Origin of the sequence: Ascidiimonas aurantiaca, assembly GCF_037646345.1 — a bacterium.
GTDB lineage: Bacteria > Bacteroidota > Bacteroidia > Flavobacteriales > Flavobacteriaceae > Ascidiimonas > Ascidiimonas aurantiaca.
Genome location: NZ_JBBEWR010000001.1, coordinates 193,752 through 217,594, shown reverse-complemented (window position 1 = coordinate 217,594; position 23,843 = coordinate 193,752). Strand labels below are relative to the sequence as shown.

The following is a 23,843-nucleotide window of genomic DNA, read 5'->3' as shown; positions in this document are numbered from 1 at the left end:
ATACTACGCTTTCATATCGAACAGATCTCCGGATTTATGAAGTGTAGCTGGAATTTTGAGGTTTACTCCCAGGGTTTTATTTATTTTCTTGATAAAATATGCCGAAAGTAAAGGAGACTCTACTTCAAGGTTTTGATGTACAAAAAAGTGAATATTCTTTAACCCTTGATCTTTCCATTTTTTCAGTCTTTTCTCCCAATCATTCAACCGGTCGTAATCACTCGCATGATTAGCTCCCACATATCTTATAAACGCCTCATTATTGGTGAGCCTCATATGCATTATATCTCTTCTTCCTGCAGTATCTACTAAAATGTTAGCAATATCATTTTCCTCCAAAAGATAATATAGTTCCTGTGCCACATTAGGGTCATTAAACCAGTCTGTATGCCTGAATTCCATAGCGAGATTAAACTCCTTTGGCCAGTATTTTACAAATGAAACAACGCGGTCCCAGTTTTTGGGTCCAAAATTATTGTGCATTTGCAAAAAAATGGTGCCCAGTTTTTCTTTTAGGTTTGATACTGCCTCCAGATAAGTATCTAAAATAGGATATACGTTTTCATTTAAGCGTCTTAAATGACTTATATCCTGGGATATTTTTGGAAAAAACCGAAATTCGGGAGGTGTTTTATCGTACCAGGTTGCAAATTGTTCTCCTGGAAAAATACGGTAAAAGGTAGCATTAAGTTCTATACAATTAAATTGAGAGGCGTAATACGTAAGCTCATCTTTTGTTCCTCTGGGATAAAAGTTCTTTAAATCCTGTCTGTTCCATTTTGCACACCCAATATACACCTGTAAAGGTTCCTCATTTTTTTGCTTTGACAATACTATTTCTGTATCAGGATGATCTGCTGGAAATGCAAAGTTTACATTTTCAGGATGTTCTACTTTTCCGAATTTCATACGTGGTTTTTAGCTAAAATTAATGAATAATCCGCACTTTTGGATCATTTGATATAAACCGTCTTGACATTTACAAACTCTCTGATTCCAAAATATCCCAGTTCTCTTCCAAAGCCTGAGATTTTGGTACCGCCAAATGGTAACCGAGGATCTGATTTTACCATCTCATTAATGAAAACAGCCCCGTCATCAAAGGCGCCAATCCATTTCTCTTTTTCGTCCTTATTTTCCGTGAACAATGTTACTCCTAACCCAAACTCAGAAGCATTTGATATTTCTATGGCCTCTTCCATAGTATTAAATTCTCCTATACCAATAACGGGGCCAAAAGTCTCTTCTTTAAAAAGAGGCATTTCCATAGATACTTGGGTTACAACTGTTGGCTCAAAAAAAGTTCCGGAGTATTTTCCTCCCATAACCAGTTTACCTCCCATCTCAAGCGTTTGGGATAATTGTTTCCCTAATTCCACAGCAAAATCCGGAGTGGGTAGAACCCCTATATACGTGCTTTCTAACAAAGGATCTCCGGTTTTTAATGCTTCTATTTTTTCACAAAACCTTGTTATAAAAACATTTGCAATTTCTTTCTGTAGCAGTACTCTTTTGGCAGCAATACAGCTTTGTCCTGTATTTTGGAACCTGGCATGAACTGCGGTTTCAACAGCTTTCTCTATATCTGCATGCTTACTCACAATAAAAGCATTACTACCTCCAAGTTCCAGAACTGCTTTTTTAATATTTTTTGCAGCTTCTGCGGCTACGGCAGCCCCGGCCGATTTACTTCCCGTTAGCGTTACGGCCTTTACTCTTGAATGTCTTATAACTTCATTGACCATGCTGGCGGGAATGCAAAGGTTTTGGAAAATATAAGGAGGGAACCCTGCCTCTATAAAAGCTTCCTCTATTTTAAACGCACTTCCCATCACCAGGCCGGCATGTTTTAAAACGGCTGTGTTCCCGGCCATTAAAGCGGGTACAGCAAACCGAAATACCTGCCAAAAAGGGTAGTTCCACGGCATAACGGCCAGAAGTACACCTAAAGGGTCATAACGTACATAACTTAATAGAGCGTCTGATGCTATGGGTTCCTCTTTTAAAAAGGATGCTGCATTTTGTGCATAGTATTCACATACCCAGGCACATTTTTCGATTTCGGCTATAGCCTGCGAAATAGGCTTCCCCATTTCCACAGTAATATTGCGGGCATAAAGTACTTTGTTTTGCCGTAATACGTTTGCCAGTGAAATAAATAATCGGGCGCGTTCTTCAAAGGTGAAATCGCGCCATTTTACAAATGCCGTATGGCTCGCTTCTGTTTTTTTCCATAGCTCTTTTGATGTTAGTGTAGAATATTCTTTAACAACTTTCTGATTATAAGGGTTTTTTGTAGTTATCATTTTTATGATATCAGTTTTAGTATTTTTTAAAAATACTCATTGTATCACACACTGTAAACAAATTGTTTATAAAGTCGTGAATAACAAAGAAATGAAGTTGTCCCTAATCATTGTTTATTTAGGTACTTTTAATAAAACTTCTCTTATGGAAACAAGATCAGAAGACTTACTGAAAGTCAGACCTGTGATCCCTTCAGCACTTGTTTATGAATCAATGACTTCAGGCGAACGTTTTCAAAACGAGACCCTGCGTCCCGTACTAAAGCTACAAAATAGTATTTTGGTAGAAGCCTTTAGAAACTACATACACAAGCATAAGGGTGGGTTTTATGACTATACTATCGAAAAAAAAGAATATTTTATAGAAAATTCCATTCAGAAGGATATAAAATTTCGGAACTCTTTAAAAGGTATGATCATAGGCCAGTTTACTGTAGAAGAATATCTTGAGTATATAAAGAATTCTTCTGCTCTTAACAAGCGTATGATGAAAATGGTCATTGAACGTTTAAAAGATCAGGTTCAATTATTTGACAAAGAAGCGGCCGCCTGAGTAATCTCGTTGCTTTTTTCACAAAAGTGATTCACCATTAAGATTAGTGGTAAGAACATCTGTCATATAATCAAAAAAGGGCCTTACGGCTTTAAATGACGAGTTCACCTCTTCCAGAAAAGTACCGGAAGTCACTTGGCTATCTGTAAATTCTCTGGTAAAAATATATTGCTTTTTACGTATAAGATCTATATTCTTGTGATTTTTATCAAACCCTTTAGGGGCCGTTTTTACCTCTTCCCCCTCCAGTTTACCCCATACTTTTTGAAAAGCTTGCTCTTGCACGATATTACGAAACTCATCTGCATCTATTTCCAGTTCTTTCCGAATTCGCAGAAGATCATTTTTTTCCGGATCCCAAAAACCAGTTGCAATAAACGAACCTCCCGGAGTAATATGCAGATAATAACTACCTCTTAGCTTTGGCTTTACACGCATAAACACCCCTGCAAAATGAGTTTTGTAGGGTACTTTGTTGGCTGAGAAGCGTACATCTCTGTATATTCTAAATACCTTAGCCCCTTCCAGCTCATCATGCACATTCATTTTATTCTTTAACGTCTCACAAAAGTGTTTAAAGTTTGTCTCATGTTCTTTAAAATGCTTTTTGTGTACTTCAAACCATTCGCGGTTATTGTTTTGTGACAACTGTTCCAGAAAAGAAAAAGTAGAGGGTGTTATAAGGACTGACATATGTTGTGAGTTTACTGCTGTTCTACAAATAAAAAAAATTGGAGTTTGAATACGATAGCATGAAATAAATGAATTTTGACAATTCGAGGGGTGAATTGAGCATTAAAAGTTTGTTAAAAAGTATGTTTACAAGATTTTTCGGGCACTATATATAGTTTCATTGTATATTTGATATGCAGCCGGTTAGTTATTATCTGGTGAAACGACCTAAGCAAAAGTAGTACAAAACCCATTATAAAAAAGCCATATGGACAGAAATGATATCATCCGGAAGATCATCTCTCAGAAACAAGATCCTAAACTGAGGCTGATACTAAAAGAAAAATCGGAAGGCTTTACTAATTTACTTTTTTATACCCTTTTTGATTCTGAAACTGATGTTGATTCCAATTTACAAATATTAGAAGCTAGTTTTTCAGAGTTGGCCCTTTTATGTGATTGGGAAAAGGCCTCTTTGTGTAAAGAAGTATGGGAAGAATATCTTCAAAAACTTCCTGAAATACTGCAAAAGCTAAATCTGGATGCCAGGGCCATTGCCCAGAATGATCCGGCCTGCCGTTCGCTGCGGGAGGTTTATCTCGCTTATCCGGGATTTTATGCTATTGCTATTTACAGGCTGAGCCATGAATTGTACAAAGCAGGGTTTCCTTTGGTGCCCAGGCTTATGACTGAGTATTCCCACAGGCTTACCGGGGTAGATATCAATCCCGGGGCAGAAATAGGAAAATCGTTTTTTATAGACCACGCCACCGGTGTGGTTATTGGTGAAACTACCGTTATCAAGGATCATGTGAAAATTTATCAGGGAGTAACTCTTGGAGCTTTGAGCGTGTCTAAAAATCTGCAAAATGTAAAAAGGCATCCTACGGTCGAAAATAATGTTACTATTTATGCAAATGCAACTATCCTGGGAGGTGATACGGTAATTGGTGCCAACAGTATTATTGGCGGAAACGTATGGCTTACCGCTTCCATACCGGAAAACTCCATAGTTTCTCATACTCCGGAAATCAAAATAAAAACCGTTAATTCAAATGAGCAAAAAACTACTTGATCTCATAGGTAATACTCCTTTGGTAGAATCTGAAACCCTGGTGAGCAACCCTGATATAAAACTTTTTTTTAAAATGGAAGGGCACAACCCGGGAGGTAGTGTAAAAGACAGAGCGGCGTATAATATGATCCACTCAGCCCTTAAAAGAGGTACCATTTCTAAAGACACCCGTCTTATAGAGGCCACCAGTGGTAATACAGGTATTGCACTGGCAATGATCGCTGCGCTTTACAAGCTTAATTTGGAACTGGTAATGCCCGAAAACTCAACTAAAGAACGGGTACAAACCATGCGTGCCTACGGGGCAAGGGTAACACTTACTTCTGCTGATAAAGGAATTGAAGGATCACGTGACTACGCAGAAAGTAAAGTGAAAAATGAAGGGTATTTTATGCTAAACCAGTTTGGTAATGACGATAACTGGAAGGCGCATTATAAAACCACCGGGCCCGAAATATGGAGAGATACTGATGGTAAAGTAACCCACTTTATATCGTCTATGGGAACCACCGGTACTATTATGGGGACTTCTACGTATCTTAAAGAACAAAACAAAGACGTACAGATCGTAGGCGTACAGCCTACCGATGACTCTCGCATACCGGGCATACGCAAATGGCCTGAAGCGTATCTGCCAAAAATCTTTAATCCTGCCAAAGTAGATCAGATTATTGAAGTCAGTGAGCAGGAAGCTAAATATATGGCCCGGAAAATTGCCATTGAAGAAGGAATATTTTCGGGTATGAGCAGTGGTGGTGCAGTAACCGCGGCCCTAAAACTTGCAGAAACACTTGAAAAGGGAGTACTGGTCTGCATTATTTGTGACCGTGGCGATCGCTATTTATCATCAGACCTTTTTGATTAGTTTTATTTCCAACTGCCAACCTACACCGTATTGATTGGTTATTGATGTCGTTTCTCCAGAACGGCAACAATGTCTTTTAATTGAAAACCTTTAGCCTGTAAAAGAATAAGATAATGAAACAAAAGATCGGCACTCTCATCAAGAAAAAGAGTGTCGTTCTGATCTTTGGCTTCTATAACTGTTTCTACGGCTTCTTCTCCTACTTTCTGTGCAATTTTATTGATCCCTTTCTTAAAAAGTGAAGCTACATAGCTTTGGGAAGACGGATTTTCTTTTCTGTCTTTTATTACATTTTCCAACTCTGACAAAAAACCAAACGAGGGTTCATTTATCTCGTTCCAACAGGTATCAGAACCGGTATGACAGGTTGGTCCCTGGGGAGTTGCTTTTACTAACAAGGTATCTTTATCACAATCTATTTGAATATCTGCCAATAGTAAATAATTACCACTTTCTTCTCCTTTGGTCCAGAGCCGTTGTTTACTGCGGCTGTAAAAAGTTACTTTTTTAAGAGCACATGTCTGCCGGTAAGCTTCTTCATTCATATATCCCAGCATTAACACTTTCCGGGTGCGACTATCCTGCACAATAGCAGGTACCAGTCCGTCCTTATTTTTATTAAAATCTATTTCCATGATGGTTTTCTTGGTTATCATATTCTTACGGGTACCCCCTGTTCCTGTAACGCCTTTTTTAAATTCGGGATAGAGATCTCACCAAAGTGAAAAACACTGGCCGCAAGAGCCGCATCTGCTTTCCCTTCTTTAAAAGTATCTGCAAAATGTGTAATGGTGCCGGCGCCCCCGGAAGCGATTATGGGTATATTTAATTGTTCTGAAAGCGCAGCCAGAGCCTCATTGGCAAAACCTTCTTTGGTGCCGTCATGATCCATAGAGGTAAAAAGGATCTCTCCGGCACCTCTTTGTTCTACTTCTTTTGCCCATTCAAAAAGATCGAGATCAGTAGGAACTTTTCCTCCAACCAAATGTACTTTCCATTGTTTATTGACCTGTTTGGCATCAATGGCCACTACAATACACTGGGAACCAAACTTACCGGCGAGTTCATTAATAAGATCAGGGTTCTTTACTGCTGAAGAATTTATAGACACTTTATCTGCTCCACATTTCAAAAGTATATCAACATCTTCAACTGAACTGATGCCCCCTCCTACTGTAAACGGGATATTTACTTTCTCTGCTACCCGCAATACGAGATCTGCCAGTGTCTTTCTGCGTTCTTCGGTAGCAGAGATATCGAGAAAAACTAATTCATCGGCTCCTTCACGGGCATACAACTCTGCCAAGATCACCGGGTCGCCTGCATCTCTTAAATCTACAAAATTTACGCCCTTTACGGTACGCCCGTTTTTTATATCAAGACAGGGTACAATCCTTTTAGTTAGCATTTGTTTTAAGTATTAATTTTCATTTGTGGGGTTTTCTATAAATGCTTTTAATTGCTTTAATGAAATGTGCCCTTCGTATATGGCTTTACCAATAATAACACCTTCACAACCTGCCTGCTGTAAAACCGGTAATTCATTCATGGACGAAATTCCACCGGAAGCAATAAGCTTTAAATCAGGAAATTCATTTAATATTTTTTGGTAAAGAGGTATAGCGGGTCCCTGCAACATGCCATCTTTACTAATATCTGTACAGATAACATATGAGATCCCTTTTTTAACATAACCTTCTATAAAAGGGATAAGTGCCAGATTTGAGGTTTCTTCCCATCCGCTAACAGCAATAGATTCACCGTGTACATCAGCTCCTAAAATAATGGCTTCACTGCCGTACTCACGTATCCACTTTTCAAACACGGAAGGCGATTTTACGGCCACGCTGCCTCCGGTAATCTGCCGGGCACCACTTTCAAAAGCGATTTTGAGATCTTCATCGGTTTTAAGACCACCTCCAAAGTCGATCTTAAGTTGGGTTTTGGAAGCTATTTGCTCAAGGATCTTATAATTTACAATATGACTGCTTCTGGCACCGTCCAGATCTACCAAATGCAGATGTTCTATGCCGTGTGCCTCAAACTCAAGAGCTACTTCCAACGGATGTTCATTGTATATTTTTTTGGTTGCGTAATCTCCTTTGGATAAACGAACACATTTACCTTCAATAATGTCTATGGCAGGTATAATCCTCATTATAAAAGTGTTAAAAAGTTATGTAATATTCTGGAACCGGCTTCTCCGCTTTTTTCAGGGTGAAACTGAACTCCGTAAAAATTATTTTTTCTGAGTGCAGAGCTATACGGGCCATCATAATCAGTTACCGCAATGGTTTCTTTACACACGGGTGCATAGTAACTATGTACGAGATACATGTATTCATTTTCCTGTATTCCTTTAAAAAGAGGTGACGATAAGCGGGATATCTGGTTCCACCCTATCTGGGGTACTTTTACTGTGTTCCGGAAGCGTACTACATCCACATCAAAAATTCTCAATCCGGTGGTATCGCTCTCAGAAGAGTGACGGCACATAAGCTGCATCCCCAGGCATATGCCCAGAACGGGTTGTGTTAATCCGGGGATCACGTTGTGTAGCCCTGAAGCGCGTAATTTATTCATAGCACTTCCTGCTTCTCCGACTCCGGGGAATATTACTTTATCTGCTTGCTGAATTTCATTATGGTCATCACTTAAAACAGCTTCACAGCCAAGGCGTTGCAAAGCAAATTTTATACTTTGAATATTCCCGGCACCATAATTAATAATTACAATTTTCATTTTCTGTTTTTCAAAGAATTTTCTATAAGACTCCTTTGGTGCTGGGTAATACCATTTTTTCAGGATCTCTTTTTACGGCTGCTTTTATCGCTTTGGCAAAACCTTTAAAAATCGCTTCAATCTTATGGTGTTCATTGGTGCCCTCTGCTTTTATATTCAGGTTAGCCCGCGCACCATCTGTAAATGATTTAAAGAAATGAAAAAACATTTCGGTAGGCATCTCCCCTATTTTCTCTCTTTTAAAATCAGCTTCCCAAACCAGCCAGTTCCTGCCTCCAAAATCAATCGACACTTGAGCAAGGCAATCATCCATAGGTAAACTGAAGCCATAGCGTTCTATACCCAGTTTGTTACCCAGTGTTTTGTGAAAAGCTTCTCCCAGGGCAATGGCGGTATCTTCAATAGTGTGGTGTTCATCTACTTCAAGGTCTCCGGTCACTTTGATCTCCAGATCCATTTGCCCGTGTCGCGCCAGTTGGTCCAGCATATGGTCAAAAAAGGCCAGTCCGGTATTTATGGTACTTTTTCCTGTACCGTCCAGGTTTAGCTTAATGAGTACATTGGTTTCTTTGGTTGACCTGTGTACTGAAGCGGTACGTTGATCCAGTTTAAGAAAAGAATAAATATCTTTCCATGAATTGGTTTCAAGGGATATAAACGTATCCAGTGCTTCTCTTGATACAGAGATCTCATTTGTACCCAAATGGGTCTCGTCATTTATATAAATTGCTTTGGCTCCCAAATTCTTTGCCAACTCAACATCGGTGAGGCGGTCCCCGATCACAAAAGAACCTGCCAAATCATAAGCATCTGAAAAATAATGAGTAAGCAGGCCGGTATTGGGCTTTCGGGTGGGTGCATTATCTTTAGCAAATGTACGGTCTATAAAAACTTCTTTGAAAACCACGCCCTCATTTTCAAAAGAACGCATAATATGCTCATGTACAGGCCAAAAATCTTCTTCAGGAAAAACCTCAGTTCCCAAACCATCCTGATTGGTAATCATTACCAGTTCAAAATCGAGTTCACGGGCAATCTTACTCATGTAAGTAAATACCTGAGGGTAGAATATCAGTTTTGAGAACGCATCTATTTGTTCATCTGCTGTTTCTTTTATCAAAGTACCGTCACGATCTATAAATAATACTCTCTTTTTCATTTATGACATTTTTTTTAAAGCTTGTATAAGTTTTGAGTTTTCTTCGGGTGTCCCTACGGTAAAGCGCAAGGTCTCTTCACACAAAGGTTGTGCAGAACGATTTCTCACTACGATCCCCATTTTTAATAAACTTTGGTATCGCTCTGCGGCATTATCTACACGAGCCAGGATAAAATTGGCATCCGACGGGAATACTTTCTTCACATAAGATAAATCTTTTAAGGTATTTTCAAGTATATTTCGCTCTTTTAAAACCTCTTCTTTTTCTTTCTGTATAGCTTCCGGGTTTTCCAGACGTTCCAGAGCCTCAAGCTGGGTTAACTGATTTATATTATACGGAGGTTTGATCTTATTGAGAATACTGATTATCTCTTCTGAAGCAAAACAAAGCCCGAGACGTATTCCGGCCATACCATAAGCTTTGGAAAGTGTTTGCGTAACTATTAAGTTCGGATATTCTGAAAGTGTATTTACCCAGCTTTCTGTTTCTGCAAAATCAATATAGGCTTCGTCTATAACCACCAAGCCCGCAAACTGCCTTAGGAGGATTAGAATATCTTCTTTAGGTATCAGATTTCCTGTGGGATTATTGGGCGAACAGATAAATACTACTTTTGTATTGGCATCTGCCGTACGTAAAACAGCATCGGTATCTATACAAAAATCTTCAGTAAGTAGTACTTTTCTATTTTCTATATCATTTGTAGCTCCTAAAACCCCGTACATTCCGTAGGTTGGCGGTAACGTGATCATATTATCTATACCGGGCCGGCAAAACGCCCTTAAAATAAGATCGAGTACCTCATCACTGCCATTACCCAACAGCATTTGGTTTTCTGACAAACCGCGCTGTTCGCGAAGTAATTGCTTCACATCACGTTGACGAGGGTCCGGATAACGATTTACTCTGGAAGGGAACGGGTTTTCATTGGCATCGAGAAACACCATCTCTTTTTTGAAGTCCTTAAACTCATCTCTGGCCGAAGTATAAGGTATTAGGGCTGCCACATTAGGGCGCACCAGTTTTGAAATATCGAAAGTCTTATTCATTGGCTTATTTTTTGAGGGTTTCCAACCGTAAGGATACAGCCCGTTTATGTGCTTCTAACTGCTCGGCTTCGGCCATACGCTCTATTGCTTCCCCTATATTTAACAAACCTTCAGCACTTATTTTCTGAAATGTCATAGCTTTCATAAAGCTATCCAGGTTAACACCACTGTAGTTACGAGCGTACCCATTAGTAGGCAGGGTATGATTTGTACCGGAAGCATAATCACCTGCACTTTCAGGAGTATAGTTGCCAACAAATACAGACCCTGCATTACGAATATTTTCCAGATAAAAGTCTTCATTCTTTACTGAAATAATAAAATGCTCGGGGCTATAAGTGTTGATGAAATCAATAGCGCTTTTATTATCATCAAAGTAGATAAGTCTGGAATTCTTAATGGCTTTTTTGGCAATTGTTTTTCGTGGCAAACTTTCTATTTGCTTTTGAATTTCTTCTTCTGTACGTGAAATACATTTTTCAGATGTGCTCACCAGTAGTACCTGGCTGTCGGTACCGTGTTCTGCCTGGCTTAAAAGGTCTGAAGCTACAAAAGCAGGATTGGCAGTATCATCTGCCACAACCAGTAACTCACTGGGTCCTGCGGGCATATCTATAGCTACCCCGTATTTGGTAGCCAGTTGTTTGGCCACGGTTACATACTGGTTTCCAGGGCCAAATATTTTATATACCTGAGAAACGGAAGATGTGCCAAATGTCATAGCTGCTATGGCCTGAATACCTCCTATTTTAAATATTTTGTGTACACCGCATAAATGGGCCGTATAAAGAATAGCAGGGTTTACTATACCTTCTTTTCCGGGGGGGGTACACAGTATAATTTCACGGCATCCGGCAAGTTGTGCAGGTACCGCTAACATTAAGATAGAAGAAAATAAGGGGGCGGTCCCTCCGGGAATGTAAAGCCCCACTTTATCTATGGGGCGTTTTTCCTGCCAGCAAAACACTCCGGGTGTCGTTTGTACTTCTACTTTTGAAGTTCGCTGCGCCTCATGAAATTTAGTGATATTCTCTTTTGCCAGTTTAATGGCTTCCTTAAGTTGCGGAGACACCTGAACTTCGGCATTTTTTACCTCTTCTTCAGAAACAGCGTGATCGGTAAGTTCGACACCATCGAAAAGACTGGTATATTTTTTAAGTGCTTCGTCCCCTTTTGTTTGTACCTCCTTAAAAACTTCAATAACGGTAGATTCTATCTCATCTACGGTTTGTGTGGGGCGCCTTAAAAGGCTTTCCCAATTCTCTCTTGAAGGATTATTGTATTTTTTCATGATGTTAATTTCATTTGATAATGATATCCAACAGGTTTGAAGCCCTGACCTGTCCAGAATTTATTTGCTTCCTGACTGGCAACATAGGCATTGAGCTCTACGGAGTTCCCATTAATGGAAATCGCATAATCAATGATCCATTTTACCAATTGTTTTCCTATACCTTTTCCGCGATATTCAGGCAGAATAATCACGTTGTCCGGTTCTACGTGTTTTCCTATATAATGCTTAACCAGGATCCAGAGCCCGGAGATACCAATAAGCTTTTCATCGTTGTACACGCCTATACATTTGTAATTGTTTTTTAGCATCTCTGCAAGACGTTCCTTTAAAACCTTTTCAGTGGTGTCAGGGTTTAATCTCTGTAAAAAGGGAATGGTCTTTTCTTCAATGAATGCTTCTTCAATAAACGTAATCGTAAACATGCGTTTTTTCTATTTGTCTTACAATACCATTTTTTCAATAGGGCATACAAGAATCCCTTCAGCTCCTTCTGCTTTTAGTTCATCTATTACTTCCCAAAAGGTAGCTTCTTCTATTACTGAATGTAAAGAACTCCATCCGGGTTCTGCCAACGGAAGTACAGTAGGGCTTTTTAAAACAGGTAGTATTTTGCTAACTGCTGTAATTTTGTCATTGGGCACATTCATCAATATATATTTTGATCTTCTGGCCCTTAGTACAGACTGTATCCTAAAACGGAGTTTGTTGAGAACTGCCAAAGCATCTTCTGAGATTTGAGAAGATACCGCAAGAACGGCTTCGCTTTTTAGAAGTACTTCTACTTCTTTAAGGTTGTTTTTAAACAATGTGCTTCCACTGGATACAATATCAACAATAGCATCTGCCAATCCAATATTAGGAGCTATTTCTACAGAGCCACTAATGATATGAAGATCTGTCTTTACTTTTTGTTTGCTTAAAAATGCTTCTACGGTAGCGGGATACGAAGTAGCAATACGCATACCTTCCATATCCTTAAGGGATGTATATTTAAAGGTACGTGGCACGGCAAGGGATACTCTGCATTTGGAAAACCCCAGTTTTTCAACTATTTCAATATCTGCTCCTTTTTCGATTAACAGGTTTTCTCCTATAATCGCTATGTCTGCCACGCCATCTCTTAAGTACTGGGGTATATCACCATTTCTTAAATACAGAACTTCCAATGGAAAATTCCGGGCTTGCGCTTTAAGCTGATCTTTTCCATTATCAATTGATATACCACAATCTTTTAGGATTTTTAAGGAATCTTCATTGAGCCTTCCTGATTTTTGAATAGCAATTTTAAGTTTTTTCATTTTTTCAGTTTTGTGTTCAGGCAGCTCAGGAGCATAAAAAAACCCGTCTGAACTGCTCAAACGGGTTTGTAATGTTTTTAAGTTATATACACAACATTTTCACCTCGCCTGAGTGCAAGAATGAAAATGATGATGATTTAATACTGTAAGTCTCATAAATAATTTTTGACACTTCAAAGTTAAAAGAAAAAAAATCATAACACCAAAGGTTTTGTTATCTTTTTTGAGAGAATTTGACAGATTTTTTTGAACACGTTCGTTAATTAATTTATTTTTAATACACTAGGTTTGTAGTAACAAGTATGAATTTATATTTTTAAGAGCGAAACCATCATTACTTTAGCATATGCCGGGAATTACTACTTCTATTTTAATTATGGGACTTCTGTGCTTTCTTACCGGCTTTTTACTGGCTTTATTCATTAGCCGCCACTATTTTAAGAAGTTATTGAAAGCAAAGTATATTTTGAAAGATGCTATGCAAAACCCCCCTACACAAGAGGCCGATCATACCAGTAGTATTAAAGCGGTGCAAACTATGGGCAGAAGCGGTACTTCTGTGTTGGAAACGGACGGTTCTATGTTTAAAGGTGTAAAGGCCCAAAATAAGAATGCAAAACCTTCTCTTAATTTTTCTGTTATTGGACTTTCTTCAGAGTCTGAAAAAGATGACCTTAAAAAAATAAACGGGATAGGCCCTTTTATTGAAGAAAGACTAAATGTTATAGGTATATACACTTTTAAACAAATAAGCCGGTTTACCGATACTGAAATAGAAACGGTAACCCGACTTATTGAATTTTTCCCGGGACGTATTAAACGTGACCAGTGGAAAGAGCAAGCTATAGCCCTACTTGCTACCAAAGAACAAGGGGCGAAATAAGTTTATTGATTTCCGAGAATAATAGGCAAGCCATTTTCACCGCTTCCTACTACAATCACTTTACTATTAGGCGATTTGGAAAGTTCCAGGGTAGCTTCAATACCTTTTTCTGTAAGAATCTTATCTGTTAAAGAAGCACTTAGAATTCGGTTAGCATTGGCTTTACCTTCTGCCTCAATTCGTTGGCGCTCTGCTTCTTTCTCGGCTTTTTCAAGCCTGAACTCGTATTCCAGAGACTCTTGTTCTTGTTTAAGTTTACGCTCTATCGCATCTTTTATCGATACGGGAAGGGTAACATCTCGAACCAGTACTTCATTTAATTGAATAAACTGATCCTCTACAATACGCTTGGTCTCTTCAAAAATTTCCTGCTGAATAGCATCCCGCTTACTGGAATATAGTTGTTCTGGCGTGTAACGCCCTACTACACTTCGCGCTGCAGAACGAATAGCAGGTTGTAATATTCTACCTACATAATTTTCTCCTTTTTGCTGATGTAATAACCCTAAGCGTTCAAATTCCGGCTGGTACCAGGAAGATGCTTCTAGCTTAATTTCAAGTCCGTTGGAAGACAGTACCTGCATTTTTTCAAATACTTCCTGCTGACGAACTTCATAGACATATACTTTGTTCCAGGGAGCTACCAAATGAAATCCCTCTCCTAACGGGGGTTCATCTGTAACCACTCCTCCGCCAAAGGTTTTATAGAGAACTCCTGCCTTACCTGATTCAATCGTGATCGTAGATTTTACGATGAAAATAACCAGTATGACAAGGACAAATAGTATGGGTAGTACAAGCTTGGGTAATCGTTCCATGATTTTTAAACTGTTAAATTAGACATATCCGCTATATTTTCTGGACAACCATTCCAGAGACAGCAAAAGTACGACCAGAAATAGTAAAAACCTGAAATCTATAAGAGAAACTTTCTCTACTTTGCTTTTTTGAATTGCTTTATTTGCAGGATCGTTCATAAGTGTATCTACAAGACGTTCCCATTCATCAGGGAAAAACATTTGTCCGCCGGAGGTTTTAGCCAATGTGCCCAGACGGGTGATATCTGCCCGTAAAAACTGTCGTTCTATATTAAAGTCCAGTACTTTAAAACTCCCTGAGCGAGATATATTTTCGTTTCCGGCCTGAACTGTAAAGCTGTAATCTCCTGCAGGCAATCCGTTAAGATCAGCCTCATAGTATCCTGATTTAAGCAACATGGGAAGTGTACGTGTTGTACTGTCTTGTATATTCGTAAGCACCAAATCTAAGGTAGCTGTATCGTCAAATTCATAATTTCGGTTAAAGAACTCAGCAGTTAGCCTGAAAGCTGTATTTTCATCATAAAACGGCTCATAGCTCACGGCAAGACGCTGCTTTCTGGTATTTGATGCCAGATAAAAAACAAGCTTCCCCAAAAAACGATCAAAATCTTCAAAACTGCTCGCATCAACATATCGTTGTGCCCTCCATTTCCAGATATTTTCCCCTAATAACACTCCATACCTGCTATTGTCTTTCTCATAGGTAAACAAGAGTGGGGTCTTGAGGTTTACATTTCTGATTTTTTGAAAGAAAAGCACCTCTGCAGGCACATTGATACGTATTTCTCCGAGATCGTCATGCAGAGGCGGATAATCTTCAAAACCTAAGTCCTCAAAACTAAAAACGTTGTATTGTGAATTTACCGATGCCTGAATGTTCTCTGTTTGCCGGAACCATTCTTTTTTGTAATCATCCTGTATGGTATTCAGGAAATTCCAGTCGGTCTTCGTTCCAGTAATAACAAAAAAGGAGGTGTTGTTTTTTTGCAAAAATTCATACACAGACCTGAATGCGGGCCCTGGTTGATAAAGGATCACCAATTGATACCCATTCAACTGGTTTACCGGAAGCCTGCTGTTTTTAAGGGTTACTTTTCTTCGTTCATTACTTTCAATACTTCGCCTGAGCATACCTATGTCAGGATGGCTTATATCTGAAATAATAAGTACTTCTGTTTTTTCATCAATTACTTCAATGGCAAAATTTTTAAGGTTGTTACCTGTGTTTTTTTCCTGAGGAAGTGAAGAGAGCGATGCCTGGTAAACTGCGGTTCCTGTAACGGAAGCTTTCAGGTTTGTTGTTAATACGGTTGAATTGTTTTCCTCATCAAAACGAAGTGTTCGCTGAAAAAGAACGTCATTATCCCTACTGATGGTAAATGTAGTTTCTACGGGCTCCTGCCCAGAATAATTTAAAAAGACTTCTACAGGAAATTCATTGCCGAGATAGGCATAACGGTTCACATTAATACGACTTACCGAGAGGTCTCTTACCATAGCTGTATCTCCCAAAACTACCGGATAAACAGGTTGCCCGGGTGGCTGGGTCCTAAAACTATAATCTGCTCCAAAAGTCTGGTTTCCATCAGAGATTAATACAATGGGGGCCACGCGATCCCTGTAAGTGGCTTTAATGGTATTCAATGCATTGTCGATGAGCGTTTGCTCTTCGTTAAATGCATTGTTTACACCGCTTTCCAAGCGCTGCCCAAATGTGAGAAAGTTTAGGTTGAATTGCTCATTAAGAGCTGCATGCTCCTTAAGATGATTACGTAGGGCAATACTAGTCTCCTTTTCTTCAAAAAAAGAGATAGATGTTGAATTATCTACAGCTATAACCAGTTCCGGTTTGACCAGATAGAGGTCTTGTTTGGAATATTTGGGATTAATGAGCAGTAAAAGAACACAAAAAACGGTAAGGAAACGAAGGCCTGCAAAAAACCAAAGATATCGCGGTGTTTTTTTGGAGTGAACTTTATAAAACCAAAAAGCGGTAATACATGCAAAAACCGCAGCCAATACGATAAATACAATTGTGGATGCAGTCATTGATTATTAATTATTTTCTTTTAAAATTACTTTGTAAATACCAAAAAGGAGAAGTACCTGTAAAAGTTCTGCTCTTTACTAAAGTTAAGATATGTTAGTTACTTGAGTTTTACCGCCGTACCATACGCAAGTATTTCTGCAGCGCCTTCAGTAACCTGCGAAGTAGAAAACCGTACATTCACTATAGCATGGGCCCCTTCTCTACTGGCCTCTTCTTTCATTCTTTGTAAGGCTTGCTCACGAGCACTGGATAATAACTCTGTATATTCTGAGATCTCTCCTCCTAACATGTTTTTCAGACCTGCGAAAAAGTCTCTGCCAAAATTACGGGCCCGTACCGTGCTGCCTTTTACGAGGCCTAAAGTCTCTGATATTTCTCTGCCTTGTACTGTTTCTGTAGTAACAACAATCATCATAATATTTTTTAAGTTAACATTCCGCCATCTACATTAAGCGTTTGCCCGGTTATATAAGACGACATATCTGATGCCAGGAACAGGCAGGCATTAGCCACATCCTCCGGAGTCCCTCCTCTTTTTAGAGGAATGCTATCTCTCCAGCCCTGTACTGTATTTTCATCGAGTTTTGCCGTCATTTCGGTTTCAATAAACCCGGGTGCTATGGCGTTACAACGTATATTACGTGAACCCAGCTCTAACGCTACTGATTTTGTGAATCCAAGAATACCTGCTTTTGAAGCTGCATAATTGGTTTGCCCTGCATTTCCTTTAACACCTACTACGCTGCTCATATTAATGATGGAACCCTTGCGCTGTTTTAACATAGTGCGTTGTACCGCTTTGGTCATGTTAAAAACTGATTTCAGGTTTACTTCTATGACTTTATCAAAATCAGCTTCTGAAATACGCATCAGGAGATTATCTTTGGTAATTCCGGCATTATTAATGAGAACATCAATACTACCAAACTCTTTTAAAACCTGATCTGCCAACTGCTGTGCCTGTTCAAAACTGGATGCATCTGACTGATAACCTTTGGCTTTAACACCATAAGCGATCAATTCCTTTTCAAGCTCTTCGGCTGCAGATGCTGATGAGCTATATGTAAATGCTATGTTAGCACCATGATCGGCAAATGCCTTAGCAATTCCTTTTCCAATCCCGCGGCTCGCCCCGGTAATAATTGCTGTTTTTCCTTCTAACAATTTCATACTGACGTTTCTGATTTTCATTTTAAGTTATCACTCAAATATAAGTGATTTGTTTTAGTTACTCTATAAAAAAGTCCCGCCAGGGCGGGACCAATATGTTAACAATGCTTACTTTTTAAGCTAGCACTTCTGCCACTTTTTTACCAATCTCTGCCGGAGAATCTACCACGTAGATACCACATTCTCTCATAATACGTTTTTTGGCTTCGGCTGTATCGTCACTGCCTCCTACTATGGCACCTGCATGCCCCATAGTACGGCCCTTAGGTGCTGTTTCACCAGCTATAAACCCAACTACCGGTTTGGAGTTACCGCTTTCTTTTATCCATCTTGCAGCATCTGCCTCTAACTGCCCTCCTATTTCACCTATCATCACGACACATTTGGTTTCATCATCATTCATTAAAAGCTCTACAGCTTCACGGGTAGTGGTACCTATTACCGGATCTCCCCCAATACCTATAGCAGTGGTAATACCCAGACCCTGGCGAACTACCTGGTCAGCCGCTTCATAGGTAAGGGTTCCTGACTTGGAAACAATACCTACATTTCCTTTTTTAAATACAAATCCTGGCATAATCCCTACTTTGGCTTCTCCGGGAGTGATCACTCCGGGACAATTAGGCCCTACCAGTCTGCAATCTTTTTCTTTTATGTAGTTAAATGCTTTAATCATATCGGCTACGGGTATGCCCTCAGTAATAGTAATAATTACCTTAATTCCTGCCTCGGCTGCTTCCATAATAGCATCTGCTGCGAAAGCCGGGGGAACAAATATGATCGATGTATCGGCCCCTACTTTATCTACCGCTTCCTTTACTGTATTAAAAACCGGTTTTCCCAGGTGTTCCTGGCCTCCTTTCCCCGGAGTAACCCCACCTACTACATTGGTACCGTAATCTATCATTTGTTCGGCGTGAAAGGTACCTTCACTCCCTGTAAAACCCTGAACAATTATCTTTGAATTCTTGTTTACTAAGACACTCATCTTTTATTTTTTTGTTTTGGCTCTGCAAAAATACCACTTTGAAGGCGATTTCTCAACAGCATCTGTATTTTCTAAACTTAAACTTTTATTAAAGCAAAATCAGCAATACGACAGTTTTCTGATTTTCAACTATATATAGTTACAAAACCCCTTTTGGGTATTTATTTTTTGGTTTTCTTGTCGTTTTCTCTATCAACCAATTGCCGCAAGGTAGCCAGTTCTTTATATTTTTTCCTGAACTCTTCTGCGGGGTAACCAAAATATCTGTGGTTACCTTCAAGAGATTTACTGATGCCTGATTGTGCCAAAACCACGGCTTTTTTACCAATTCTAAGACCACTGCTAATACCTACCTGCCCCCATAGGGTCACTTCATCTTCAATTATTACACAACCTGCTATACCTGTCTGTGAAGCGATCAGGCATTTCTGGCCTATCACGGTATCATGCCCTATGTGCACCTGGTTATCTATTTTGGTTCCTTTTTTTACAGTAGTATCTCCGGTTACTCCTTTATCTATCGTACACAAAGCACCGATATCTACCTCATCTTCAATAACCACTCTTCCTGAGGAATAGAGTTTGTCATATCCTTCAGGTCTGTTTTTATAGTAAAAAGCATCGGCTCCCAGAACGCTCCCGCTGTGTATGGTAACTTTGTTACCAATAACGGTATGATCGTATATTATGGTGTTGGGATGAATTATACAATCATTACCGATAATTACATGATTCCCTATGAAAACTCCGGGTTGTATGATGGTATTTTCCCCAATTTGTGCAGTTGGTGCTATAGTAGCTCCTGCCGGTTGAAAAGGTTTGAAATGTTTTCCCAGTACATTAAAATCTCTAAAAGGATCATCTGAAATGAGTAACGCCTTTCCTTCGGGACAATCTACTTTTTTATTAATAAGCACTACGGTAGCATCTGAAGTGAGTGCTTTGTCATAATATTTGGGGTGATCTACAAAAACAATATCACCCGGTTCTACTACATGAATTTCATTCATGCCCAATACGGGAAAAGATGGGTCTCCCACAAACTCACATTCTAAAAGATCTGCTATTTGTTGAAGGGTTTGTTGCTGCGGGAATTTCATAAATACTATTCTTTAACCCGCTCTACGTAGGTTCCTTTTTCTGTTTCAACTTTTATTTTGTCGCCCTCATTTATAAAAAGAGGCACATTTACTTGCGCACCGGTCTCTAATTTAGCCGGTTTGGTAGCATTGGTGGCTGTGTTTCCTTTTACACCAGGTTCTGTATGTACTACTTCAAGAACTACATGTGACGGCATTTCTACCGAAAGGGGCATATTATCTTCCGTATTGAAGAGGATGGTCACGATCTCTCCTTCTTTCAACAACTCAGGGCTATCCAGGGTGTCTTTAGAAAGGGATATTTGATTGTAATCATCTGTATTCATAAAATGAAATATATCGCCTTCAGGATATAAATATTGATAGTTTCGGGTCTCTACCCGTACGTCTTCTATTTTATGTCCTGCTGAAAAAGTATTATCAATAACTTTTCCGGTGGTAACGCTCTTTAGTTTGGTTCTCACAAAGGCAGGGCCTTTACCGGGTTTCACATGAAGAAACTCAATTATTTTATAGATATCGTGGTTATATCGTATGCACAACCCTTTTCTAATGTCTGATGTAGATGCCATAAATATATTAATTTGCGCTAAAGTATCCTTTCATTATACCTCTTTGGGAATCTCTTATAAACTGTAATATCTCATCCCTTTCCGGCGTAGCCTCCATTTCGGCCTCAATAATCTCTATTGCCTGGGTATTGTTATAATTTTTCTGATATAAAATTCGGTACACATTCTGTATTTCTCGTATTTTTTCTGAAGTAAAACCTCTTCTGCGAAGTCCTACTGAGTTGATCCCCACATAGGAAAGGGGTTCTCGGGCAGCCTTTACATACGGGGGCACATCTTTTCGTACCAGCGATCCTCCTGTAACGAAGGCATGATTACCTATAGAACAGAATTGATGAACTGCCGTCATCCCTGCCAGTACCACATAATCTCCTAAAGTAATGTGTCCCGCCAGTGTACTGTTATTAGAAAAAATACAATTATTCCCTACTATACAATCATGGGCAATATGGCAGTATGCCATGATAAGACAATTGTTCCCGATAACGGTTTTCATACGATCTGCCGTACCTTTATTAATGGTAACACACTCACGTATGGTTACGTTGTTTCCTATTTCGGCCGTGGTTTCCTCTCCCTGATATTTTAGATCCTGAGGAGGTGCGGAGATAACCGCACCCGGAAAAATATTACAGTTTTTACCAATTCTGGCACCTTCCATAATGGTAACGTTCGATCCTATCCAGGTACCTTCTCCAATAACAACGTTACTGTGTATGGTGGTAAAAGGTTCTATCACCACGTTCTTGGCAATTTTTGCCCCCGGGTGAACATATGCGAGAGGTTGATTCATAGTTTAGTCTTTATGCTTTACAATTTGAGCCATCAGTTCTGCTTCGGCCACAAGTTTATCATTGGCGTACGCATAGGCCTGCATATGGCAAATACCTCTTCTTATGGGGGTTATAAGATCTGCTTTAAAAATTAATGTATCCCCGGGTACTACTTTTTGTTTGAACTTTACATTATCTATTTTCATAAAGAAAGTAAGATAATTTTCCGGATCTGGAACAGTGCTTAGCACCAGTATCCCTCCGGTTTGTGCCATCGCTTCTACCTGGAGTACCCCTGGCATAACGGGCATGCCTGGAAAATGGCCTACAAAAAACGGCTCATTCATGGTTACATTTTTAACACCTACTACCGTTGTATCAGTAAGTTCCAGGATTTTATCAATAAGAAGAAAAGGCGGCCTGTGTGGCAGCATATTCATGATTTGTGTTACATCCATTAAAGGAGGCTGACTCAAATCGAATTTAGGAACATTATTTCTTTTTTCAATCTTTATGATCTTTGAAAGCTTTTTGGCAAACTGGGTATTCACATAATGTCCGGGCTTATTCGCGATCACTTTGCCTCTAATCCGTATTCCTGTTAAGGCAAGATCCCCGAGTACATCCAGGAGTTTGTGTCTTGCAGCTTCATTGGGATAATGTAAGGTGAGGTTATCCAGAATACCATTTGGTTTTACTGCTATACTATCTTTCTTAAAAGCTACTTTTAGCTTCTCCATAGTCTCGGGAGAAAGTTCTTTATCTACATATACAATAGCATTGTTAAGATCTCCTCCTTTTATGAGCCCGTGCTCGAGCAGCATTTCCAGCTCATGTAAAAAACTAAAAGTTCGGGCGCTAGCAATTTCGTTTTTAAAATCGTTTACATGCTTTAATGTTGCATTCTGGGTACCTAAAACTTTAGTGCCAAAATCTACCATAGCCGTAATTTGGTAGGTATCTGAAGGGATTACAGTAATCTCACTACCCGATTCTTCATCAGTATAAGAGATTACATTTTGAACTATGTATTCGTTCCTGTCTGCATCCTGCTCAACTATACCTGCTTTTTCTATAGCTTCTACAAAATATTTTGCTGAGCCATCCATTATAGGAGGTTCTGAAGCATTAAGCTCAATAAGAATATTATCCAGGTCCATACCTACCAAAGCGGCCAGTACATGCTCACAGGTTTGTATTTTTACTCCCAGTTTCTCCAGTACGGTTCCTCGTTGTGTATTTATTACGTAGTTTGCATCGGCCTCAATAACCGGGGTACCTTCAAGATCGACTCTTGCAAATGCAAATCCGTGATTTGCTGGAGCAGGCTTAAAAGTCATGGTCACTTCTGTTCCTGTATGCAGGCCTACTCCTTTAAGCGAAACCGCTTTAGCAATCGTTTTTTGTTTAGCTATCTGACTACTCATTAGCAATTCTTTTATCCAATTTATTTACAGTATCTGCCAGTTTAGGAAGATTTTTAAACAAAACATATGACTTATTATAGTCTCCATAACTCAATGCAGGAGAACCCTGTAATACTTCTCCATCTTTTACATTACGGCCAATACCGGATTGTGCCTGTATGCGCACGCCATCTCCTATGGTTATATGACCTACAATACCAACCTGCCCTCCAATCATACAATTCTTACCTATTTTGGTACTACCGGCAATGCCTGTTTGTGCAGCTATAACCGTATTTTCTCCAATTTCAACATTGTGGGCAATTTGTATCTGATTATCGAGTTTTACTCCTCTTTTAATAATGGTAGATCCCAAAGTCGCTCTGTCAATGGTAGTACCTGCCCCTACATCTACATGGTCTTCCAGAATCACATTGCCGGTTTGGGGTACTTTTTGGAACTCACCATTTTCATTAGGAGCAAAACCAAACCCATCTGCCCCAACCACAGCACCGCTATGAATAACACAATACTTACCAATTACTGATTCGGAATATATTTTGGCCCCGGCAAAAATGACCACATGATCGCCTATGCTCACATTATCTCCAATATACACATTTGGATATATTTTCACATGATTACCTATTTTGACATTTTCTCCTAAATAGGTAAAGGCCCCTACATAACATTCTTCCCCACATACTGCCGTTTTAGAAATATAACAGGGATCTTCGATCCCCGTTTTATTGATTTTCACCTTATTGTAATATTCCAGCAATTTTGAAAATGATTTATACGCATCATTCACTTTTATAAGTGTGGTTGTAAGCCCATCTTCCGGAATAAAATCTTTATTAACTATAGTAATGGAAGCTTGTGTACTGTATATATATGCCTTATACTTAGGATTAGCCAGAAAAGTTAAAGAACCTTCGGTACCCTCTTCGATTTTAGATAGTCTAGAAACCTCAACATCAGGATTACCTACTATATCTCCTTCTAAAATACCTGCTATTTGACTTGCTGTGAATTTCATTCTGGCAAAAGTATAAAAAAACTGCTA

At 39.3% G+C, this 23,843-nt stretch carries 26 protein-coding genes; 4 read left to right on the top strand and 22 right to left on the bottom strand.

Annotation, left to right across the window (positions count from 1 at the left end; genetic code table 11):
• Positions 1–3: 3 nt before the first annotated feature.
• Together WAO84_RS00975 and WAO84_RS00970 are read right to left on the bottom strand one after the other, a co-directional pair.
• Positions 4–909 (bottom strand): DUF72 domain-containing protein, encoded by a 906-nt coding sequence (locus WAO84_RS00975; protein WP_340063148.1) that lies wholly within the window; start codon positions 907–909, stop codon positions 4–6.
• Positions 910–953: 44 nt separating this feature from the next.
• Complete coding sequence (locus WAO84_RS00970; protein ID WP_340063147.1) at positions 954–2,306, bottom strand: NAD-dependent succinate-semialdehyde dehydrogenase; 1,353 nt, start codon at positions 2,304–2,306, stop codon at positions 954–956.
• A gap of 145 nt (positions 2,307–2,451) precedes the next feature.
• Between WAO84_RS00970 and WAO84_RS00965 the strand changes: the two genes are divergently transcribed.
• The gene (locus WAO84_RS00965; protein ID WP_340063146.1) at positions 2,452–2,859 is read left to right on the top strand and encodes a glyoxalase; all 408 of its coding nucleotides are present in this window, start codon (positions 2,452–2,454) and stop codon (positions 2,857–2,859) included.
• A gap of 18 nt (positions 2,860–2,877) precedes the next feature.
• On the opposite strand, the gene WAO84_RS00960 is transcribed toward WAO84_RS00965, so the two are convergent.
• A complete protein-coding gene (locus tag WAO84_RS00960) occupies positions 2,878–3,552 on the bottom strand; it encodes a DUF2461 domain-containing protein (protein WP_340063145.1) in 675 nt (224 codons plus the stop codon).
• A gap of 247 nt (positions 3,553–3,799) precedes the next feature.
• Here WAO84_RS00960 and epsC point away from each other — a divergent pair, with 247 nt between their 5' ends.
• Together epsC and cysM are read left to right on the top strand one after the other, a co-directional pair.
• A complete protein-coding gene (gene epsC / locus WAO84_RS00955; protein WP_340063144.1) occupies positions 3,800–4,606 on the top strand; it encodes a serine O-acetyltransferase EpsC in 807 nt (268 codons plus the stop codon).
• The gene (gene cysM / locus WAO84_RS00950; protein ID WP_340063143.1) at positions 4,587–5,471 is read left to right on the top strand and encodes a cysteine synthase CysM; all 885 of its coding nucleotides are present in this window, start codon (positions 4,587–4,589) and stop codon (positions 5,469–5,471) included. The genes epsC and cysM overlap by 20 nt, the downstream gene beginning before the upstream one ends.
• Before the next feature lie 38 nt (positions 5,472–5,509).
• Here cysM and hisIE read toward each other — a convergent pair whose 3' ends face one another.
• From hisIE to hisG, 9 genes are read right to left on the bottom strand one after another with little or no spacing between them, the layout of a single operon-like run.
• The gene (hisIE, locus tag WAO84_RS00945) at positions 5,510–6,127 is read right to left on the bottom strand and encodes a bifunctional phosphoribosyl-AMP cyclohydrolase/phosphoribosyl-ATP diphosphatase HisIE (RefSeq protein ID WP_340063142.1); all 618 of its coding nucleotides are present in this window, start codon (positions 6,125–6,127) and stop codon (positions 5,510–5,512) included.
• Entirely contained in the window at positions 6,124–6,879 is a 756-nt protein-coding gene (gene hisF / locus WAO84_RS00940) for an imidazole glycerol phosphate synthase subunit HisF (protein WP_340063141.1), read from the bottom strand. The genes hisIE and hisF overlap by 4 nt, the downstream gene beginning before the upstream one ends.
• A gap of 12 nt (positions 6,880–6,891) precedes the next feature.
• Positions 6,892–7,629 (bottom strand): 1-(5-phosphoribosyl)-5-[(5-phosphoribosylamino)methylideneamino]imidazole-4-carboxamide isomerase, encoded by a 738-nt coding sequence (gene hisA / locus WAO84_RS00935; protein WP_340063140.1) that lies wholly within the window; start codon positions 7,627–7,629, stop codon positions 6,892–6,894.
• The gene (gene hisH / locus WAO84_RS00930; RefSeq protein WP_340063139.1) at positions 7,629–8,213 is read right to left on the bottom strand and encodes an imidazole glycerol phosphate synthase subunit HisH; all 585 of its coding nucleotides are present in this window, start codon (positions 8,211–8,213) and stop codon (positions 7,629–7,631) included. Before hisH ends, hisA begins: the two co-directional genes overlap by 1 nt.
• A 22-nt stretch (positions 8,214–8,235) precedes the next feature.
• Entirely contained in the window at positions 8,236–9,372 is a 1,137-nt protein-coding gene (hisB, locus tag WAO84_RS00925; protein WP_340063138.1) for a bifunctional histidinol-phosphatase/imidazoleglycerol-phosphate dehydratase HisB, read from the bottom strand.
• Positions 9,373–10,422 (bottom strand): histidinol-phosphate transaminase, encoded by a 1,050-nt coding sequence (gene hisC / locus WAO84_RS00920; protein ID WP_340063137.1) that lies wholly within the window; start codon positions 10,420–10,422, stop codon positions 9,373–9,375.
• A gap of 4 nt (positions 10,423–10,426) precedes the next feature.
• Entirely contained in the window at positions 10,427–11,713 is a 1,287-nt protein-coding gene (gene hisD, locus WAO84_RS00915; protein ID WP_340063136.1) for a histidinol dehydrogenase, read from the bottom strand.
• Positions 11,710–12,138: a GNAT family N-acetyltransferase gene (locus WAO84_RS00910; RefSeq protein WP_340063135.1), complete on the bottom strand. Its 429-nt coding sequence runs from the start codon at positions 12,136–12,138 to the stop codon at positions 11,710–11,712. The genes hisD and WAO84_RS00910 overlap by 4 nt, the downstream gene beginning before the upstream one ends.
• Before the next feature lie 18 nt (positions 12,139–12,156).
• A complete protein-coding gene (gene hisG / locus WAO84_RS00905) occupies positions 12,157–13,014 on the bottom strand; it encodes an ATP phosphoribosyltransferase (protein WP_340063134.1) in 858 nt (285 codons plus the stop codon).
• Between the two features lie 346 nt (positions 13,015–13,360).
• On the opposite strand from hisG, the gene WAO84_RS00900 reads away from it, so the two are divergent.
• Positions 13,361–13,897, top strand: coding sequence for a hypothetical protein (locus WAO84_RS00900; protein WP_340063133.1), 537 nt, complete (start codon positions 13,361–13,363; stop codon positions 13,895–13,897).
• 2 nt (positions 13,898–13,899) lie between these two features.
• Here WAO84_RS00900 and WAO84_RS00895 read toward each other — a convergent pair whose 3' ends face one another.
• The 10 genes from WAO84_RS00895 to lpxD all read right to left on the bottom strand — a co-directional run bounded on the left by WAO84_RS00895 (position 13,900) and on the right by lpxD (position 23,816).
• Positions 13,900–14,715: a prohibitin family protein gene (locus tag WAO84_RS00895; protein ID WP_340063132.1), complete on the bottom strand. Its 816-nt coding sequence runs from the start codon at positions 14,713–14,715 to the stop codon at positions 13,900–13,902.
• 18 nt (positions 14,716–14,733) lie between these two features.
• On the bottom strand, positions 14,734–16,767 hold the full coding sequence (locus WAO84_RS00890; RefSeq protein ID WP_340063131.1) for a VWA domain-containing protein: 2,034 nt from the start codon (positions 16,765–16,767) through the stop codon (positions 14,734–14,736).
• Between the two features lie 98 nt (positions 16,768–16,865).
• The gene (locus tag WAO84_RS00885) at positions 16,866–17,183 is read right to left on the bottom strand and encodes a YbjQ family protein (RefSeq protein WP_340063130.1); all 318 of its coding nucleotides are present in this window, start codon (positions 17,181–17,183) and stop codon (positions 16,866–16,868) included.
• A gap of 8 nt (positions 17,184–17,191) precedes the next feature.
• A complete protein-coding gene (gene fabG / locus WAO84_RS00880; protein WP_340063129.1) occupies positions 17,192–17,938 on the bottom strand; it encodes a 3-oxoacyl-[acyl-carrier-protein] reductase in 747 nt (248 codons plus the stop codon).
• 115 nt (positions 17,939–18,053) lie between these two features.
• Positions 18,054–18,926: a succinate--CoA ligase subunit alpha gene (gene sucD / locus WAO84_RS00875; RefSeq protein ID WP_340063128.1), complete on the bottom strand. Its 873-nt coding sequence runs from the start codon at positions 18,924–18,926 to the stop codon at positions 18,054–18,056.
• Positions 18,927–19,087: 161 nt separating this feature from the next.
• On the bottom strand, positions 19,088–20,026 hold the full coding sequence (locus WAO84_RS00870; RefSeq protein ID WP_340063127.1) for a UDP-3-O-(3-hydroxymyristoyl)glucosamine N-acyltransferase: 939 nt from the start codon (positions 20,024–20,026) through the stop codon (positions 19,088–19,090).
• A gap of 5 nt (positions 20,027–20,031) precedes the next feature.
• The gene (gene efp, locus WAO84_RS00865) at positions 20,032–20,598 is read right to left on the bottom strand and encodes an elongation factor P (RefSeq protein ID WP_340063126.1); all 567 of its coding nucleotides are present in this window, start codon (positions 20,596–20,598) and stop codon (positions 20,032–20,034) included.
• Between the two features lie 7 nt (positions 20,599–20,605).
• Complete coding sequence (gene lpxA / locus WAO84_RS00860; protein WP_340063125.1) at positions 20,606–21,391, bottom strand: acyl-ACP--UDP-N-acetylglucosamine O-acyltransferase; 786 nt, start codon at positions 21,389–21,391, stop codon at positions 20,606–20,608.
• Positions 21,392–21,394: 3 nt separating this feature from the next.
• The gene (locus tag WAO84_RS00855; RefSeq protein ID WP_340063124.1) at positions 21,395–22,798 is read right to left on the bottom strand and encodes a bifunctional UDP-3-O-[3-hydroxymyristoyl] N-acetylglucosamine deacetylase/3-hydroxyacyl-ACP dehydratase; all 1,404 of its coding nucleotides are present in this window, start codon (positions 22,796–22,798) and stop codon (positions 21,395–21,397) included.
• On the bottom strand, positions 22,791–23,816 hold the full coding sequence (lpxD, locus tag WAO84_RS00850) for a UDP-3-O-(3-hydroxymyristoyl)glucosamine N-acyltransferase (protein ID WP_340063123.1): 1,026 nt from the start codon (positions 23,814–23,816) through the stop codon (positions 22,791–22,793). Before lpxD ends, WAO84_RS00855 begins: the two co-directional genes overlap by 8 nt.
• Positions 23,817–23,843: the final 27 nt, after the last annotated feature.